The sequence below is a fragment of the Streptomyces sp. NPDC059248 genome (assembly GCF_042753905.1).
Lineage (GTDB): Bacteria > Actinomycetota > Actinomycetes > Streptomycetales > Streptomycetaceae > Streptomyces.
This window is the reverse complement of record NZ_JBHYZV010000005.1, coordinates 137,431-151,766: the sequence shown is the minus strand read 5'-3', so window position 1 is coordinate 151,766 and position 14,336 is coordinate 137,431. Positions and strand designations below refer to the sequence as shown.

At 72.6% G+C, this 14,336-nt stretch carries 13 protein-coding genes; 11 read left to right on the top strand and 2 right to left on the bottom strand.

Going from position 1 to position 14,336, the window contains the following annotated elements:
• Positions 1 to 107: 107 nt before the first annotated feature.
• Together ACFXG1_RS04150 and ACFXG1_RS04145 are read right to left on the bottom strand one after the other, a co-directional pair.
• The gene (locus ACFXG1_RS04150) at positions 108 to 1,772 is read right to left on the bottom strand and encodes a hypothetical protein (RefSeq protein WP_384717433.1); all 1,665 of its coding nucleotides are present in this window, start codon (positions 1,770 to 1,772) and stop codon (positions 108 to 110) included.
• A 406-nt stretch (positions 1,773 to 2,178) separates the two neighbouring features.
• A complete protein-coding gene (locus tag ACFXG1_RS04145; RefSeq protein ID WP_384721595.1) occupies positions 2,179 to 4,404 on the bottom strand; it encodes an elongation factor G-like protein EF-G2 in 2,226 nt (741 codons plus the stop codon).
• A gap of 520 nt (positions 4,405 to 4,924) precedes the next feature.
• Between ACFXG1_RS04145 and pgsA the strand changes: the two genes are divergently transcribed.
• From pgsA to yajC, 11 genes are all read left to right on the top strand, one after another.
• Positions 4,925 to 5,593, top strand: coding sequence for a phosphatidylinositol phosphate synthase (pgsA, locus tag ACFXG1_RS04140; protein ID WP_384740826.1), 669 nt, complete (start codon positions 4,925 to 4,927; stop codon positions 5,591 to 5,593).
• Complete coding sequence (locus ACFXG1_RS04135; RefSeq protein ID WP_384740823.1) at positions 5,590 to 6,519, top strand: phosphatidylinositol mannoside acyltransferase; 930 nt, start codon at positions 5,590 to 5,592, stop codon at positions 6,517 to 6,519. Before pgsA ends, ACFXG1_RS04135 begins: the two co-directional genes overlap by 4 nt.
• A complete protein-coding gene (locus tag ACFXG1_RS04130) occupies positions 6,516 to 7,700 on the top strand; it encodes a glycosyltransferase family 4 protein (protein WP_384740820.1) in 1,185 nt (394 codons plus the stop codon). Before ACFXG1_RS04135 ends, ACFXG1_RS04130 begins: the two co-directional genes overlap by 4 nt.
• A 314-nt stretch (positions 7,701 to 8,014) precedes the next feature.
• Positions 8,015 to 8,560 carry a hypothetical protein gene (locus ACFXG1_RS04125; RefSeq protein WP_384740817.1) on the top strand — a complete coding sequence of 182 codons (546 nt, stop codon included), beginning with the start codon at positions 8,015 to 8,017 and terminating at the stop codon, positions 8,558 to 8,560.
• Positions 8,561 to 8,766: 206 nt separating this feature from the next.
• Positions 8,767 to 9,687 (top strand): pyridoxal 5'-phosphate synthase lyase subunit PdxS, encoded by a 921-nt coding sequence (gene pdxS / locus ACFXG1_RS04120; RefSeq protein ID WP_384740814.1) that lies wholly within the window; start codon positions 8,767 to 8,769, stop codon positions 9,685 to 9,687.
• Positions 9,687 to 10,274, top strand: a complete 588-nt coding sequence (gene pdxT, locus ACFXG1_RS04115) for a pyridoxal 5'-phosphate synthase glutaminase subunit PdxT (RefSeq protein ID WP_384740811.1) — start codon at positions 9,687 to 9,689, stop codon at positions 10,272 to 10,274. The genes pdxS and pdxT overlap by 1 nt, the downstream gene beginning before the upstream one ends.
• 76 nt (positions 10,275 to 10,350) lie before the next feature.
• A complete protein-coding gene (locus ACFXG1_RS04110) occupies positions 10,351 to 11,103 on the top strand; it encodes a YebC/PmpR family DNA-binding transcriptional regulator (protein WP_384719119.1) in 753 nt (250 codons plus the stop codon).
• A 117-nt stretch (positions 11,104 to 11,220) separates the two neighbouring features.
• Positions 11,221 to 11,775 carry a crossover junction endodeoxyribonuclease RuvC gene (ruvC, locus tag ACFXG1_RS04105; protein ID WP_384719121.1) on the top strand — a complete coding sequence of 185 codons (555 nt, stop codon included), beginning with the start codon at positions 11,221 to 11,223 and terminating at the stop codon, positions 11,773 to 11,775.
• A complete protein-coding gene (ruvA, locus tag ACFXG1_RS04100) occupies positions 11,772 to 12,386 on the top strand; it encodes a Holliday junction branch migration protein RuvA (protein ID WP_384740806.1) in 615 nt (204 codons plus the stop codon). Before ruvC ends, ruvA begins: the two co-directional genes overlap by 4 nt.
• 95 nt (positions 12,387 to 12,481) lie before the next feature.
• Positions 12,482 to 13,594 (top strand): Holliday junction branch migration DNA helicase RuvB, encoded by a 1,113-nt coding sequence (gene ruvB / locus ACFXG1_RS04095; RefSeq protein WP_384719125.1) that lies wholly within the window; start codon positions 12,482 to 12,484, stop codon positions 13,592 to 13,594.
• Positions 13,595 to 13,762: 168 nt separating this feature from the next.
• Positions 13,763 to 14,311 carry a preprotein translocase subunit YajC gene (gene yajC, locus ACFXG1_RS04090; RefSeq protein ID WP_384740802.1) on the top strand — a complete coding sequence of 183 codons (549 nt, stop codon included), beginning with the start codon at positions 13,763 to 13,765 and terminating at the stop codon, positions 14,309 to 14,311.
• Positions 14,312 to 14,336 lie beyond the last annotated feature (25 nt).

Below are 14,336 nucleotides of genomic sequence, written 5' to 3'. Positions count from 1 at the left end.
GGTCGGCGGGGGGCCGGCGCCCCGGCCTCCCCGCGGCGGTCTCTGGGGGGGGGGGGGGGGGCCCCGCCCCCCCCCCCCCCCGTCATCCGTTCCGGTCGTACGGGACGCTACGCGTCGTACAGATCCGCCTTCTTCGGCGCCGGGTCCTGCACCGCGCCGCTGACCGCCAGGGACCGGCTGCCGAAGCGCTCGGTGTCCACGCCGTTCTCCTCCAGCACCTTCAGCGCCGCCGCGTGGGCGACCCGCAGAACCGGGGTCGCCGCGCGCATCGCGTCGTCCGCCATGAACCGGTGCCGCCACGGCTGCTCGGCCCAGGCGTGCCGCAGACCGAAGGGCTCCGGCAGCGCCAGCTTGCCGCCGAAGTACTCCAGCAGCGGCGGATACCAGGTGAGGGGCGCGCGCACCGCGAGCCGGACCACTTCCTTGGCCTCCACCAGCGGCAGTGTGATGTCCCGGGTCTCCCAGAACCGGATCGTCTTGCTCACGGTCTTCGTCTTGGGCGACGACTTGGTGGTGAACAGGCCGTGCACCGGGCCCAGGGCATGGCCGGTGACCTCCACCCGCAGCGTCTCGTGGAGCACCGTCACCGTGATCATCATGGTGATCACCAGCTGGCCGTCCCAGAGGACGAACTGCACCCCGAGATAGTGCCGGTTGCCGCCGCCGAACTGCACATGGTTGCAGATCCGCTGTATCTCGTGCGGCTTGACCTGGAACGCCTCCACGTCCTGGCCCTCCGGCCGGGAGACCCCGCCCGCGCCCTCCGCGACCGGTGTGACGATCCAGTGCTTGACCACCGGGGTGGGGAAGCCGCCGGAGTTCAGCGGGCCGCGCTCCAGCAGCTTCAGCCGGTCGTGGATCGCCCTTATGACATCCCAGCTGCGGAACTGGTTGATCTCCTTGCCCGCTTCCTTGGGCACCAGCTCCTCGGCCATCTGCCAGCTGCCCCAGCGCGTGCCCATGCCCAGTATCCCCTTGGGGCCCGCGTAGAACACCGAGTTCGCCTGCTGCTCGGCGGAGAGCTTCTCCAGCCCCTGGCGCAGCTCCTCACGGGCCGTCTCGTTGGGGTTGCCCGGCACGGCCTCCGGGACCTTCGCCGCTATCCCGCCGCCCGACAGCAGCCCGTCCCAGCGGGCGCGCATATCGACGGCCGACCGCTCGCAGACCCGCTTGGCCAGGAACCACCCCACCACGGGGGCGACGATCACCCCGCGGACGTACCAGCCGAGGATCCCGGTGAAGGGCAGCCGGATCAGCAGCACCACGGCCACCAGGGCGATCCCCACCAGCAGGACCGTGCCCAGTGCCCCGGCCTTCTTGTCCTGCGCCCCCGCCAGCGTCCTGCGGAGCTGGAAGACCCCCATCCACAGCAGCATCCCGGGCAGGAACAGCAGCCCGAATACGGCCGTGATCACGGTCAGCTTGGTGTCGCGCTCCTTGCGGAGCCCGGTGGCCGCCAGACAGTGCTCCACGATCGTCCTGGCGTCGGTGCCGAAGGACTGGATCAGCGCCCCGCGCCCACCGCCGAGCGTCCTGACCTGCACCGCCCGGGAGAACGCCTCCCCGAGATTGGGTTCGAAGAGGGAGAACTTCCCCTTCTTCACCTCCGACTTGTGCCAATCGTTGTTGGCGTCGAGGATCTGCTCGACCGGGCTGTCGCGGTACGCGGCCGAGGCCAGGGCGTTCGTCGCGGCCGTCTGGCCCGCCGAACCCTGGATGGGGATCTGTGCCCCGGGTGAGAAGTCGAATCCGTCCGCCACTGCCGCCCCCATCGCCCCGTCGCCGCCGCCTGCCGCTCTGCTGCGGCCCTTTCCCAACTGCCCTGTTCCGCACACCTGCTGAACTGGGCACCTCAGCGTATCCGGGGCGTAGGCGCTTCGTCACGGGAGCGCGGAAACGGCCGGATCCGCCCGCAGGTCCCGCCGGAGCGATCCGACGACGCCCGCCGCCGCCCGTCGCCGCCCGGTGGCTCCGGCGGGACCGCCGGGCGCACGCCCGGACGGTCCCGCGCCCCGCCGGGCGCGCGGCCGTGTGCCCGCCGTATCACCGCGTCGCCGCAGCTCCCGGCGGGGGCGCACGGCCGGCGTACGGGGCGGAGCGAGTCCCGCGCCCGGACGGGACCGCCGGTGCGCGCCGCGCGAACGGCGCGCACCCCCGGTGCCCCGCGCCCCGCGCGCCCTAGGTGTTCTCGGCGGGCTCCTCCCGGAGCCGGTCCGCGATCTGCTGGGGCATCGGCTCGTGCCGGGCGTACGAGCGGCTGAACCGGCCCGTGCCGTGCGAGATCGACCGCAGATCGACCGCGTACCGCCCGATCTCGATCTCGGGCACCTCGGCCCGGACCAGGGTCCGGGAACCGGCGGACTGCTCCGTACCGACGACTCTTCCGCGCCGCCCCGACAGATCGCTCATGACCGGCCCGACGTACTCGTCCGGGACCAGTACGGCCACCTCGGCCACCGGCTCCAGCAGATGGATCGGGGCGTCCGCCGCCGCCTCCCGCAGGGCCAGCGCGCCCGCGGTCTGGAACGCCGCGTCCGACGAGTCCACCGAGTGGGCCTTGCCGTCGCGCAGGGTCACCCGGATGTCGACCAGCGGATACCCGGCCGCCACCCCGCGCGCCGCCTGGGCGCGGACCCCCTTCTCCACCGACGGGATGAACTGCCGCGGCACGGCGCCGCCGACCACCTTGTCGACGAACTCGAACCCCGAGCCCGCGGGCAGCGGTTCGACGTCGATCTCGCAGATCGCGTACTGCCCGTGGCCGCCCGACTGCTTCACATGGCGCCCCCGGCCCCCCGAAGGACCGCCGAACGTCTCCCGCAGGGCCACCTTGTGCGGAATCACGTCCACCTCGACGCCGTACCGGGTCCGCAGCCGCTCCAGCGCCACATCGGCGTGCGCCTCGCCCAGACACCACAGCACCAGCTGGCGGGTGTCCTGGTTCTGTTCGAGCCGCATCGCCGGGTCCTCGGCGACCAGCCGGTTCAGCCCCTGGGACAGCTTGTCCTCATCGGCCTTGCCATGCGCCCGTACGGCCAGCGGAAGCAGCGCGTCCGGCATCTCCCAGGGCTCCATCAGCAGCGGATCGTCCCGGCCGGAGAGCGTGTCACCCGTCTCGGCCCGGCCCAGTTTGGCCACACACGCCAGATCACCGGCGATGACATGGGGCAGCGGACGCTGCTGCTTGCCGAACGGGACGGAGAGCGCGCCGACCCGTTCGTCCGCCTCGTGCAGATCCTCCGGCTCCCGGCCCCGGCCGTCCGCGCCGTGCGCGGCGACCCCCGACACATGCACCGTCTCATCGGGCCGCAGCGTGCCGGAGAAGACCCGGACCAGGGAGATCCGGCCGACATACGGGTCGGACGACGTCTTGACGACCTCGGCGACCAGCGGTCCTTCCGGATCGCACACCGGCCGCGGCCTGACCGCGCCCCGCGGCGACGTCACCCGCGGACACTCGGTCTCCAGCGGGGTCGGGAAACCCCGGGTGATCAGCTCCAGCAGCTCGACCGTGCCGATGCCCTCCCGGGCCCCGTCCGCGGCGGGCGCCGCGGCCAGCACCGGATGGAAGGTGCCCCGGGCGACCCCCTTCTCCAGATCGTCGATCAGTGTCTTGACGTCGATGTCCTCACCGGCGAGATACCGGTCCATCAGACTCTCGTCCTCGCTCTCGGCGATGATCCCCTCGATCAGCCGGTTGCGGGCGTCCTCGATCAGCGGCTCCTGCCCCGCGTCGGGCGGGACCTCCTCCCGGTGCCCACCGGAGTAGTCGTAGACCTTCCGGGTCAGCAGCCCGACGAGACCGGTGGTCGGGGCGTGCCCGTCAGGGCCCGGCTCCCCGTACTGCGGCAGATACAGCGGCAGTACGGCATCGGGGTCGTCGCCGCCGAACAGCTCCGCCAGTACCCGGGTCAGCTCCTCGTAGCCGGCCCTCGCGGTCTCCAGATGGGTGACGACGATCGCCCGCGGCATCCCGACGGCCGCGCACTCGTCCCACACCGCCCGGGTCGACCCGCCGATCGCGCCCGGCTCCTGCGCCGCCGACACCACGAACAGCGCCGCGTCCGCCGCGCGCAGCCCGGCCCGCAGCTCACCGACGAAGTCCGCGTACCCCGGGGTGTCCAGCAGATTGATCTTGTAGCCGTCCCATTCGAGCGGGACGAGGGAGAGCTGTACGGAGCGCTGCTGGCGGTGCTCGATCTCGTCGTAGTCGGAGATCGTGCCGCCGTCCTCGACCCGGCCCGCCCGGTTCACCGCCCCGGCGGTCAGCGCCAGCGCCTCGACCAGTGTCGTCTTGCCCGAACCGCTGTGGCCGACCAGCACCACATTCCTCACGGACGAGGGCCGGTCGGCCGTTGTCGCCCTTCCGGCGGCTCCGGGATGGGTGTTCGCCTTGTCGCCCATGAATCCTGCCTCCCGATCGATCGGAGCGATGCGTCGGTATCGCGGTACGCCGTCTTCGGTACGCCGTCTTCGGTCGTGCTCTGCCGGGCGTGCGGGGAAGAGATGCGGGTGCCGGGCCGCGGGCGGGGCGGGAAACGGGTCCTGAAAGGGCCGGGGAGGGGTTTCGGAGGGGTCGCAGGGAGCCGCTCCTCGGTGCCCGCGGTCGCCCTTCGAGCTTTCCACCGACGCCGGGGCGCGTCCATACGTCGCGCGCCGCCGACCGCCGGGAGGGAGCCGCGATGGCGCGTACCGGTCGGACCCGGCCCGGCCCGGCGGCCTGGGGGGACCCCGCGCGGCGGCCTGGGAGGACCCGGCGCGGCCGCCTGTGGGATCCGGCACCGGCCGCCGGGTGAGGGGCGCAGGAGCGGTCCCCGGGCCCGCCGTCCCGGGCGCCCGGCCGGTACCGGGCTCCGGTCGTGGCTACGATGGGGCGGCCGGTGGCCGATGGGGCCGCCTGGCGGAACCGAACCCCGGGAAGGCCATGCTGAACAAGTACGCGCGTGCATTTTTTACGCGTGTCCTCACACCGTTCGCCGCGTTTCTCCTCCGCCGAGGGGTGACGCCCGACGCGGTCACCCTGATCGGCACGGCCGGAGTCGTCGCGGGCGCGCTGGTCTTCTTCCCGCGCGGCGAGTTCTTCTGGGGCACGATCGTCATCACGCTCTTCGTCTTCTCCGACCTGGTCGACGGCAACATGGCCCGCCAGGCCGGGATCTCCAGCCGCTGGGGCGCCTTCCTCGACTCCACGCTCGACCGGGTCGCCGACAGCGCCATCTTCGGCGGCTTCGCGCTCTGGTACGCGGGCAAGGGCGACGACAACATCCTGTGCGCCGTGGCGATCTTCTGCCTCGCCAGCGGCCAGGTCGTCTCGTACACCAAGGCCCGCGGCGAGGCCATCGGACTGCCGGTGGCCGTGAACGGCCTGATCGAGCGGGCCGAGCGGCTGGTGATCTCCCTCGTCGCCGCCGGGCTCGCCGGACTGGCCGCCTTCGGGGTGCCCGGGATCGAGATCCTGCTGCCCATCGCCCTGTGGATCGTCGCCGTCGGCAGCGCCGTCACCCTCGGACAGCGGGTCGTGACCGTACGCCGGGAGTCCGCCGAGGCGGACGCGGCGGCCCGGGACTCCGGCCACGAGGCCGGGGCCGCATGAGCGGCGCAGCGCCCGCGACCGCCCGCGAACGGCTCGTGGACGGGATGTACGGACTCGGCTGGAGCACCGTGCAGAAGCTCCCCGAGCCCGTCGCAGCCCGGCTCGGCCGGACCATCGCCGACACCGCCTGGCGGCGGCGCGGCCCCGCGATACTGCGGCTGGAGGCCAATCTGGCGCGTGTCGTCCCCGACGCCGGGCCCGGGCGGCTCGCCGAACTGTCCAAGGCCGGCATGCGCTCGTACATGCGGTACTGGATGGAGTCCTTCCGGCTGCCCGCGTGGAGCACGGAGAAGGTCCGCGGCGCGGTCCACATCCACGACGTCCACCGGCTGACCGACGCGATCGCCGCCGACCGGGGCGCGATCCTCGCCCTGCCGCACCTCGCGAACTGGGACCTGGCGGGCGTCTGGGTCACCCGCGTCCTCGGGACCCCCTTCACCACCGTCGCCGAACGGCTGAAACCGGAGTCCCTCTACGACCGCTTCGTGGCCTACCGCGAGAGCCTCGGCATGGAGGTCCTCCCGCACGCGGGCGGCTCCGCCTTCGGCACCCTCGCCCGGCGGCTGCGGGACGGCGGACTCGTCTGCCTGGTCGCCGACCGCGATCTGTCGTCCTCGGGTGTCGGGGTCGACTACTTCGGGGAGACCGCGCGGATGCCCGCGGGCCCGGCGCTGCTGGCCCAGCACACCGGGGCCCTGCTGCTCCCCGTGACGCTCTGGTACGAGGACGACGCCGTGATGCACGGCCGGGTCCACCCGCCGGTCGAGGTGCCGGACTCGGGGACCCGCGCCGAGAAGGCGTCCGCCATGACACAGGCCCTGGCGGACGTGTTCGCCGCGGGCATCGCCGAGCACCCGGAGGACTGGCACATGCTGCAACGGCTGTGGGTGGCGGACCTGGAGCCCCGGGAGGTCGGCGCGGTATGAGGATCGGCATCGTCTGCCCGTACTCCTGGGACGTCCCCGGCGGCGTCCAGTTCCACATCCGCGATCTGGCCGAGCATCTCATCCGGCTCGGCCACGAGGTCTCCGTCCTCGCCCCCGCCGACGACGACACCCCGCTGCCGCCGTACGCCGTCTCCGCCGGGCGGGCCGTACCCGTCCCGTACAACGGCTCCGTCGCCCGCCTCAACTTCGGTTTCCTGTCGGCGGCCCGGGTCAGGCGCTGGCTCCACGACGGCACCTTCGACGTGATCCACATCCATGAGCCGACCTCGCCGTCGCTCGGTCTCCTCGCCTGCTGGGCCGCGCAGGGCCCCATCGTGGCCACCTTCCACACCTCGAACCCGCGATCCCGCGCCATGATCGCCGCGTATCCGATCCTCCAGCCCGCCCTGGAGAAGATCAGCGCGCGGATCGCGGTCAGCGAGTACGCCCGGCGCACCCTGGTGGAACACCTCGGGGGCGACGCCGTCGTCATCCCCAACGGCGTCGACGTCTCCTTCTTCGAACGCGCCGAGCCGCGCCCGGAATGGCAGGGCGGCCCGCACGGCGGCGTCCTCGGCTTCATCGGCCGGATCGACGAACCCCGCAAGGGCCTGCCCGTCCTGATGAAGGCGCTCCCCAGGATCCTCGAAGCCCGCCCCGGGACCCGGCTGCTCGTCGCCGGGCGGGGCGACGAGAAGGAGGCGGTGGCGTCCCTGCCGCCGGAGCTCCGCTCCCGGGTCGAGTTCCTCGGCATGGTCGGCGACGAGGACAAGGCACGGCTGCTGCGGAGCGTCGATGTGTACGTGGCACCCAACACCGGGGGCGAGAGCTTCGGCATCATCCTCGTCGAGGCGATGTCGGCGGGAGCGCCGGTACTCGCCGCCGACCTCGACGCCTTCGCCCAGGTACTCGACCAGGGCGCGGCGGGCGAACTCTTCGCCAACGAGGACTCCGACGCGCTGGCCGACGCCGCGATCCGGCTCCTCGGCGACCAGGGCCGCCGCGCGGAGCTGCGGGAACGGGGCCTGGCCCATGTCCGCCGCTTCGACTGGTCCACCGTCGGGGCGGACATCCTCGGGGTGTACGAGACGGTGACCGCGGGCGCGGCCTCCGTGGCCACGGACGACCGCCCGGGGCTCCGCACCCGCCTGGGCCTCTCCCGCCGCGTCGCCTCCCGCTAGGGTCCCGAGCCCGCTCGGGGCGCGCCTCTCCCGGGCGGCCCGGGACCCTGGACCGGACGCGTCCGGCGTCCACGGGTGTTCTTCGGACCGCGCCCCGGTGGGTGGTTGCTCGCGCAGTTCCTCGCGCCCCTAGAAGCCCTCGGCTGGGCGACCGGGTCAGGTGGGGTGGTCAGGGGCGCGGGGAACTGCGCGACAAGCCACGGACGGGCTGCGGACGAAGGACAACCTCGCCCGGAGGGGCGGGGACTCCGTGGGGGCGGCGGCGGCTCCGGGGCGACTCCACGGCACGAGGAGCCCCGTTAAGCTAGCGCAGCGTGACCGCAACGCTCATTTGGATTCTCGTGGCGCTCGTCGCCGTCGGGCTCTACCTCAGCTGGACCGCCGGCCGTCTCGACCGCCTGCACACCCGGATCGACGCCGCCCGCGCCGCCCTCGACGCGCAGTTGCTGCGGCGCGCATCGGTGACGCAGGAACTGGCGACGTCCGGCGTACTCGATCCCGCCGCCTCGATCGTCCTCTACGAGGCCGCGCACGCCGCCCGCCAGGCCGAGGAGGACCAGCGGGAGGTCGCGGAGAGCGAGTTGAGCGCCGCGCTGCGCGTGGTGTTCGAGGAGCCCGCGCAGGTGGAGGCCGTCCGCGAGGTCCCCGGCGGGGACGAGGCGGCGACGGAGCTGGCGCAGGCCGTCCGCCGGGTCCCCATGGCGCGGCGGTTCCACAACGACGCCGTACGCGCCGCCCGCGCCCTCCGCCGCCATCGCACGGTGCGCTGGTTCCGGCTGGCGGGGCACGCCCCGTTCCCCCTCGCGTTCGAGATGGACGACACGCCCCCCACGGCGCTCGCGGACCGCCCCGGCAGCTGATCCGAGCCGCCACCGCGCCATGGGGCGAAAAGAGCCACCCGCGGGAAACCGGCCCCTCGAAGCCCGCGGCCTTCCCTCGTGACCAGCCAAAACGATCCACCGGCTGTTCATTGGCCCTTGTCGCGGCCCGATGTGTGGTTGTTCCATCGGTGTCGCGGCCGTCATCGGCCGCACCGCCGCAGCAACCGTCATCGAGTGAGGTCCCCGTGTCCAGCACGCTCTCCAGCACCCCGCAGTCCGACGCTCCCGCGACCGGCACCGCCCGCGTGAAGCGCGGCATGGCCGAGCAGCTCAAGGGCGGCGTCATCATGGACGTGGTCGACGCCGAGCAGGCGAAGATCGCCGAGGACGCGGGCGCCGTCGCCGTCATGGCCCTCGAGCGGGTACCCGCCGATATCCGCAAGGACGGCGGGGTGGCCCGGATGTCCGACCCCAACATGATCGAGGAGATCATCGAGGCGGTCTCCATCCCCGTCATGGCCAAGTCCCGGATCGGCCACTTCGTCGAGGCCCAGGTGCTCCAGTCCCTCGGTGTCGACTACATCGACGAGTCCGAGGTGCTGACCCCCGCCGACGAGGTCAACCACTCCGACAAGTGGGCCTTCACGACGCCGTTCGTCTGCGGTGCCACCAACCTGGGCGAGGCGCTGCGCCGGATCGCCGAGGGCGCCGCGATGATCCGCTCCAAGGGCGAGGCCGGCACCGGCAACGTCGTGGAGGCCGTGCGCCATCTGCGGCAGATCAAGAACGAGATCGCGAGGCTCCGCGGCTTCGACAACAACGAGCTGTACGCCGCGGCGAAGGAGCTGCGTGCCCCGTACGAGCTGGTGCGGGAGGTCGCCGAGCTGGGCAAGCTGCCGGTCGTGCTGTTCTCCGCCGGTGGTGTCGCCACCCCCGCCGACGCCGCGCTGATGCGCCAGCTCGGTGCCGAGGGCGTCTTCGTCGGCTCCGGGATCTTCAAGTCCGGGGACCCGGCGAAGCGCGCCGCCGCGATCGTGAAGGCCACCACCTTCTACGACGACCCGAAGGTCGTCGCGGACGCCTCCCGGAACCTGGGCGAGGCCATGGTCGGCATCAACTGCGACACCCTGCCCGAGGCCGAGCGCTACGCGAACCGGGGCTGGTAGTGACCACCCCGCTGATCGGTGTCCTCGCCCTCCAGGGCGACGTACGGGAGCATCTGATCGCCCTGGCCGCGGCGGACGCCGTGGCCAGGCCCGTACGGCGGCCCGAGGAGCTGGCCGAGGTCGACGCCCTCGTCGTCCCCGGCGGCGAGTCCACCACGATGTCCAAGCTGGCGGGCCTCTTCGGGATGATGGAGCCGCTGCGGGAGCGGGTCCGCTCGGGAATGCCGGTCTACGGCACCTGCGCCGGTCTCATCCTGCTCGCGGACAAGATCCTCGACCCGCGTTCGGGCCAGGAGACCATCGGCGGCATCGACATGATCGTCCGCCGTAACGCCTTCGGCCGCCAGAACGAGTCCTTCGAGGCGGCGGTCGACGTCGCCGGGATCGCGGGCCCGGTGGACGGGGTCTTCATCCGCGCGCCGTGGGTGGAGTCCGTGGGCGCGGCCGTGGAGGTCGTCGCCGAGTACGACGGTCATATCGTCGCCGTACGCCAGGGCAACGCGCTCGCGACCTCCTTCCACCCGGAGCTGACCGGCGATCACCGGGTCCACGGTCTGTTCGTGGACATGGTGCGCGCCGCCGGGTGATCCGGTCCCGGTAGGATCGGCGGTCCGAGCACAGCGGCAACGCGGCAGCACTGGGTAACGCGAAGGAGACAGGCAGATGTCCGGCCACTCTAAATGGGCTACGACGAAGCACAAGAAGGCCGTGATCGACGCCAAGCGCGGCAAACTCTTCGCGAAGCTCATCAAGAACGTCGAGGTCGCGGCCCGGATGGGCGGCGCCGACATCGAAGGCAACCCGACCCTCTTCGACGCCATCCAGAAGGCCAAGAAGCAGTCGGTGCCGAACAAGAACATCGACTCCGCGGTCAAGCGCGGCGCCGGCCTGGAGGCGGGCGGCGCGGACTACGAGACGATCATGTACGAGGGCTACGGCCCCAACGGGGTCGCGGTGCTCATCGAGTGCCTCACCGACAACCGCAACCGCGCCGCGTCCGACGTCCGGGTCGCGATGACCCGCAATGGCGGCTCCATGGCCGACCCGGGCTCCGTCTCGTACCTCTTCAACCGCAAGGGCGTCGTGATCGTCCCCAAGGGCGAGCTGACCGAGGACGACGTCCTGGGCGCCGTGCTGGACGCGGGCGCCGAGGAGGTCAACGACCTCGGTGAGTCCTTCGAGGTGCTGAGCGAGGCCACCGACCTGGTCGCGGTCCGTACGGCGCTCCAGGAGCAGGGCATCGACTACGACTCCGCCGAGGCCAACTTCGTCCCGACCATGCAGGTCGAGCTGGACGAGGAGGGCGCGCGGAAGATCTTCAAGCTGATCGACGCGCTGGAGGACAGCGACGACGTCCAGAACGTCTTCGCCAACTTCGACGTCTCCGACGAGATCATGGAGAAGGTCGACGCCTGAACAGGCCGCGACAGGGCGGGCCGAAGGGGGAAACACCCTTCGGCCCGCCCTTCTTCGCGTCCGTTGTCGGTGGCGCCCGATAGCCTGCACAAACAGATGACCGAAGGAGGCGGCGGCGTGCGAGTGCTGGGGGTCGACCCGGGGCTGACCCGGTGCGGCGTGGGGGTGGTCGACGGTGTCGCGGGCCGCCCGCTGACCATGATCGGTGTCGGGGTCGTACGGACCTCGCCCGACGCCGACCTCGCCCGCCGGCTGGTCGCCGTCGAGGAGGGCGTCGAGAGCTGGCTCGACGAGTACCGCCCCGAACGGGTCGCCGTCGAACGGGTCTTCAGCCAGCACAACGTCCGTACGGTGATGGGCACCGCCCAGGCCAGCGCCGTCGCCATGCTCTGCGCCGCCCGGCGCGGCATCCCCGTCGTCCTGCACACCCCGAGTGAGGTCAAGGCGGCCGTCACCGGCTCGGGACGGGCCGACAAGGCCCAGGTCGGTGCCATGGTGACCCGGCTGCTGCGGCTCTCGGAGCCGCCCCGCCCGGCCGACGCGGCGGACGCCCTGGCGCTCGCCATCTGCCATATCTGGCGCAGCCCCGCGCAGAACCGTCTCCAGGAGGCCGTCGCCCGCCACCGCGCCCCCGCTCCGTCAGCCCGACCCCCGAAAGGCCGTACCGCATGATCGCCTTTGTCCGCGGCGAGGTCGCCGCGCTCGCCCCCACCACCGCGGTGGTCGAGGTCGGCGGGGTCGGCATGGCCCTCCAGTGCACCCCCGACACGCTCTCCCGGCTCCGGATCGGCCAGGAGGCGACCCTGGCCACGTCCCTCGTCGTCCGGGAGGACTCCCTCACCCTCTACGGCTTCGCCGACGAGGACGAGCGCCAGGTGTTCGAGCTGCTCCAGACCGCGAGCGGGGTCGGCCCCCGGCTCGCCCAGGCCATGCTCGCGGTCCACGCGCCCGACGCCCTGCGGCGCGCGGTGGCGACCGGCGACGAGAAGGCGCTGACCGCCGTCCCCGGGATCGGCAAGAAGGGCGCCCAGAAGCTGCTGCTGGAGCTGAAGGACCGGCTCGGCGCCCCGCTGGGCCCGGTCGGCGCCGCCCCCGGCGCCGTCGCGTCCGCCCCGGCCTGGCGCGATCAGCTGCACGCCGCCCTCATCGGCCTCGGCTACGCCTCCCGGGAGGCCGACGACGCGGTGGCGGCCGTCACCCCGCAGGCGGAGGCCGCCGGTGAGCGGCCCGCCGTGGGCACCCTGCTGAAGGCCGCGCTCCAGACCCTGAACCGCACCCGGTGACCGGCCCCCGCTGAGCCCCGGCCGGGACCGCCGACCGGTCACCCGCCCGCCCCACCGCGGCCCCGCGCCGCCCGACGACACGAGGCACACCTCCTGTGAACCGGTACGACAGCCCCGCCGACGACGGCGACCGGGAGTACCCGGCCCCCGCCGATCCGGACCCGGCCGACGACGGACGGCTCGTCGGCGCGTCCGCCGACGGGGAGGACCAGGCCGTCGAGGCGGCCCTGCGGCCGAAGTCGCTGGACGAGTTCGTCGGCCAGGAGCGGGTACGGGAGCAGCTCGACCTGGTCCTGACGGCCGCCCGCGCCCGCGGCGCCACCGCCGACCACGTGCTGCTGTCGGGCGCCCCCGGCCTCGGGAAGACCACCCTGTCCATGATCATCGCCGCCGAGATGCAGGCCCCGATCCGGATCACCTCCGGGCCCGCGATCCAGCACGCGGGCGATCTCGCGGCCATACTGTCCTCCCTCCAGGAGGGCGAGGTCCTCTTCCTCGACGAGATCCACCGGATGTCCCGGCCCGCCGAGGAGATGCTCTACATGGCGATGGAGGACTTCCGGGTCGACGTGATCGTCGGCAAGGGCCCGGGCGCCACCGCCATCCCGCTGGAGCTGCCGCCCTTCACCCTGGTCGGCGCCACCACCCGGGCCGGACTGCTGCCGCCCCCGCTGCGCGACCGCTTCGGCTTCACGGCCCATATGGAGTTCTACGACCCCGCCGAGCTGGAGCGCGTCGTCCACCGTTCGGCCCAATTGCTCGATGTGGAGATCGACACCGAGGGCGCGGCCGAGATCGCCGGGCGCTCCCGGGGCACGCCCCGGATCGCGAACCGGCTGCTGCGCAGGGTCCGGGACTACGCCCAGGTCAAGGCGGACGGCGTGATCAACCGGACGATCGCCGCCGCCGCCCTCGGGGTGTACGAGGTCGACGGCCGCGGCCTCGACCGGCTCGACCGGGCCGTGCTGCGCGCCCTGCTCAAGCTCTTCGGCGGCGGCCCGGTGGGGCTCTCCACCCTGGCGGTGGCCGTGGGGGAGGAGCGCGAGACCGTCGAGGAGGTCGCCGAGCCCTTCCTGGTCCGGGAGGGACTGCTCGCCCGTACGCCCCGGGGCCGGATCGCCACCCCCGCGGCCTGGGCGCACCTGGGGCTCACCCCGCCCGCCCAGGCACCGGGCGCAAGCGGACAACAGGGCTTGTTCGGGGCGTGACGGCGCGGATACTCCCGCTGCCAGGAACTACGGTGGGATGCTGGGCGTTGTTCCAATGATGCGGACTCGCCTAGACTCCGCCGATGCCGCCCTTCTCAGGTCGGCGCGCCCACCCCCGCAGATAAGGCCGCCTCACGCTGTGCGGTCGTGTGAAGGAAGTTTCGTCCCGTGAGTCTCCTGACTTTCCTCCCCTTCATCGTGCTCATCGGGGCCATGTTCCTGATGACCCGCTCCGCCAAGAAGAAGCAGCAGGCGGCGGCGCAGATGCGCGACAACATGCACCCCGGCACCGGGGTGCGGACGATCGGAGGCATGTACGCCACCGTCAAGGAGCTCCACGACGAAACCGTGCTGCTCGAGGTCGCTCCCGGCGTGTACGCGGTATACGCCAAGAACGCCATCGGCGCGGTCCTCTCGGACGAGGAGTACAACCAGATCGTCCACGGTGACGAGCCCGACGAGGAGCTTCCGGCCGTCCCGGACGACGCCTCGTCGCTGACGGAGGCCGCCGAGGAGGCGCCGGAGGAGAAGCCCGAGGGCAAGATCGACCTCGGCAAGAAGGCCGACGGCGGCGACGAAGCCGCCGACGCCGCCTCCGGTGAGCCGAAGGACGCCGCGCCGTCCGGGAAGGCCGACGCCGCCGACAAGACCGAGCAGGCCGACGCCGCTGACAAGGCCGAAAAGGGCGCCGACGCGAAGGCGGACGGCGAGAAGTAGCCATCACGGGGACCGCCGGGCACAA

Bases quoted from the DNA above. Each gene is read 5' to 3' on its own strand.
- ACFXG1_RS04150 (WP_384717433.1), bottom strand. From the start codon at position 1,772: ATGGGGGCGGCAGTGGCGGACGGATTCGACTTCTCACCCGGGGCACAG.
- ACFXG1_RS04145 (WP_384721595.1), bottom strand. From the start codon at position 4,404: ATGGGCGACAAGGCGAACACCCATCCCGGAGCCGCCGGAAGGGCGACA.
- pgsA (WP_384740826.1), top strand. From the start codon at position 4,925: ATGCTGAACAAGTACGCGCGTGCATTTTTTACGCGTGTCCTCACACCG.
- ACFXG1_RS04135 (WP_384740823.1), top strand. From the start codon at position 5,590: ATGAGCGGCGCAGCGCCCGCGACCGCCCGCGAACGGCTCGTGGACGGG.
- ACFXG1_RS04130 (WP_384740820.1), top strand. From the start codon at position 6,516: ATGAGGATCGGCATCGTCTGCCCGTACTCCTGGGACGTCCCCGGCGGC.
- ACFXG1_RS04110 (WP_384719119.1), top strand. From the start codon at position 10,351: ATGTCCGGCCACTCTAAATGGGCTACGACGAAGCACAAGAAGGCCGTG.
- ruvA (WP_384740806.1), top strand. From the start codon at position 11,772: ATGATCGCCTTTGTCCGCGGCGAGGTCGCCGCGCTCGCCCCCACCACC.